Here is a 2,797-nt window from a genome sequence, read left to right on the forward strand (position 1 = left end):
GGATATGGCTCACGCAACATTTGCTCCTTTAATGGTTCTTCATGTCTTTCATAGATATGAGCGTCATTAATATTAAACGTGAGTGTCCCTAACTTATATCCTGTCACCTGAGCGATCATTCGTTGTAAAACGTAATATTGAAACACATTAAATGGATGCCCTAAGCCAATGTCGTTGGACCTTGCATTTACGATGAGATGAAGAGCACCTTGCTTAATGAGCCATTGGTTATTCCAAACACATGGATATAGCTCCATTTGATCAAGGTCATCAATATTCCAGAGTGATATGACATGCCGCCTTGATGAAGGATTTTGGATGAGCTGATCAATCAAATGATGCACTTGGTTTGTAATTTTGCCTTTTAGCATAATTGGTTTTCCCAATTGATATCCGTATGCCTTGCCGATATTATGATTAGAATTGGTCCATTCTCTCCATATCTTCACATCATGTTCATCCAAATAAGTGGAGTCGCTTGTTCGCTTTACGTAAAACCATAACATTTCATGAATGGCAGATTTCCACGCTACTCTTTTTGTTGTAAGTATAGGCACCTCTGTATTTTCAAATGTTAGCTGCTTAGAAATTAAGCTTTTTGTGTAGGCAGGCGTACCATCAGACCATTTGGTTCTAACAGCTTGATCTTTGTCCCAATTACCATGTTCAAAAATATCTGCTACCAATTGATTGTAAATCCCATCAGCCTTCCCCATCTCCCAAGCCCCCAGGTCCTGCTTATTTCCATTTCTTATGATTAAAAAAATTCGATAAAAAAATTACTTTTCCTTTATGACGCGTAAGCACAATCACCGCTCGATGAGTTCATATTTACTTCTAACGGACATAGAGTCCGTTATTTGGCAGAAATCGCAGCCTTTTATAACGATTAGAGCCAAATAACGGCCTTCATGTCCGCAACCACGGCCAATAGGAGAGAAATAAAGCAAATAAGGCATCTGATGTCCGTTATTATCAAAAACAACTTCCGCTTACGAAAGAATCTCCCACTTCGCCCATATTTCTTGCGGATTCAATTCGTAAATATCATTTTCTCTAAACATTAATTGATGCATAATGAACTCTCTGCGAATGGTCGCGAAGTCATCATGATAACCTTTGATAAATTCGTTAATTTCCTTCTCTGTATACTGTTTCCCTCTCGTCAAATGAGAAACCATAAGCTGAAGCACGATCAATTTTTTCTTATGCTGAGCCGGCATATGCTTCAGCTTACCCTCAGCTGTAAAAAAGTTGCGGATGACTGAATCCTTCAGTTTCTTATTGCTATCCTCCATGTTGTCCACTCCCTTCTCTGCACCTGCATTCCGGTAAATGAGCTCCGCCGCCGCATTAGCGTTGCTCTTAATAAAATAATGGTTCAACGAAAAATAAATCGCATTTTTCTCTCTGCGTTCATTAATTAAGCTGGCCTCTCTTAATTTGGTTGCATGATGCGTAATCGTAGCAGGCGTCACGCCTAATTTCTCTGCGAGCACCTGTCCGTTAAGCTCACCTTCAGCCAGCATAATCAACAATTTAATTCTCGTCGGATCGGATAATGCCTTATGATAGGCTACCACCTTATCTAATTGCACCGTTCGCCACCTCTTCCTCCACCAAACAAATTTAACTTTCATCTAATTAGATGTTTATCTAATCAGATAATAATACGCCACCTATTATTTGTCAAACACAATAATCTCGAAAATACAAACTGTCAGCTTTGCGCATAAAAAAAGCTGACAGGTCTCTGCCTGCCAGCATGAAATAAACTCCTCTTACTCAACTGCCATGCATCGTTAATTTTCCGAATACAGGTTGTCGTCATCCGCGATGCTCTGAATGTCCTCCGAGCTTATGCTGAAATAACCATAACCCTCAACCTGCTGTTTCTTTAACGCTTTTTCTTTAAAAAACTTGGGGCTGCCCTCGCCTGCATCCTCATCATAAACGAGCAGAATACCGTCCGTTTTCCGAAACAGCAGCTCGTCCCTAGCCGTAAACTGCCAAATGCCATTATACGGCTGGTTGCTGACCGAAGCATAATAATCGACCCCTTTTAAAACCTGCTGATAAAACTCCTTTTTATCATCCTTCCATTTCTCTTCCGGATTGCTGTATGCCGAAATAATTGAAAGTCTCAAATGAGGATAAATTTCCTTCAGCGCAATCACGACCTCGCACGCCCACAAATCCACGCCATATTGCCCCGGGGTAATCACCCACTCAAGCCCATCTTCTATAAGCGGAACCAACTTGCCTGTCAGCGCTTTTTTTATATAAACAATGCCCTCATGCTTCTGGCTAAAAATATTAAGCTCATGCGCTCGGTAGCCCGTTACGAGTAAATTTTTCATTTGTCCAACGCCTTTTCGGATAATTATGGTTTACATCTATCCAGTGTATGCTATAGTAGAAAAAATACAAATTGCATATAAACCTATTTATTTCACTAGGGGAGCCTACCGGCTGAGATGGAGCAACTGCTCCGGACCCTTGGAACCTGATCTGGATCATTCCAGCGGAGGGAAGTGGAGCAGCAAAGCATTCATTCATGCGCGCAAGCCTTGTGTGATCGTTAGACCCGCTCATTTCCCCTCGGAAATGGGTGGGTCTTTATTTGTTTACGGAGGGATGCGTATTACAGCTATAATCTCACTTCACCAAGTAAGCTACACCTACGACATGCTTGCTGAAACATCTATACTGTCTAATCTTTCGCTTCAAGCCTACTCAGGTGAGTTTGTCTCTATCATCGGTGCTAGCGGCTCAGGCAAAAGCACGCTCTTTAAGC

General features: G+C 41.5%; 4 protein-coding genes and 1 riboswitch. Of the genes, 1 reads left to right on the forward strand and 3 read right to left on the reverse strand.

Annotated elements, in window-relative coordinates; genetic code table 11:
* The 3 genes from thyA to AC1DSE_RS33865 all read right to left on the reverse strand — a co-directional run.
* Window positions 1-716: thymidylate synthase (gene thyA, locus AC1DSE_RS33855; RefSeq protein ID WP_477528970.1), on the reverse strand; the 716-nt coding region annotated here is incomplete at its 3' end.
* Between the two features lie 276 nt (window positions 717-992).
* Window positions 993-1,598, reverse strand: coding sequence for a DUF2087 domain-containing protein (locus AC1DSE_RS33860; RefSeq protein WP_477511298.1), 606 nt, complete (start codon window positions 1,596-1,598; stop codon window positions 993-995).
* 204 nt (window positions 1,599-1,802) lie between these two features.
* A complete protein-coding gene (locus AC1DSE_RS33865; RefSeq protein ID WP_477511299.1) occupies window positions 1,803-2,360 on the reverse strand; it encodes an SLOG family protein in 558 nt (185 codons plus the stop codon).
* A gap of 87 nt (window positions 2,361-2,447) precedes the next feature.
* Window positions 2,448-2,550: riboswitch (TPP riboswitch) on the forward strand.
* Window positions 2,551-2,688: 138 nt separating this feature from the next.
* Between AC1DSE_RS33865 and AC1DSE_RS33870 the strand changes: the two genes are divergently transcribed.
* A partial coding sequence (locus AC1DSE_RS33870) for an ATP-binding cassette domain-containing protein (protein ID WP_477528971.1) occupies window positions 2,689-2,797 on the forward strand: 109 nt, incomplete at its 3' end.

Source organism: Paenibacillus sp. 01L418, assembly GCF_056400045.1.

Excerpts from the sequence above, each read along its gene's own strand:
- AC1DSE_RS33865 (WP_477511299.1), bottom strand. The coding sequence starts at position 2,360 with ATGAAAAATTTACTCGTAACGGGCTACCGAGCGCATGAGCTTAATATT.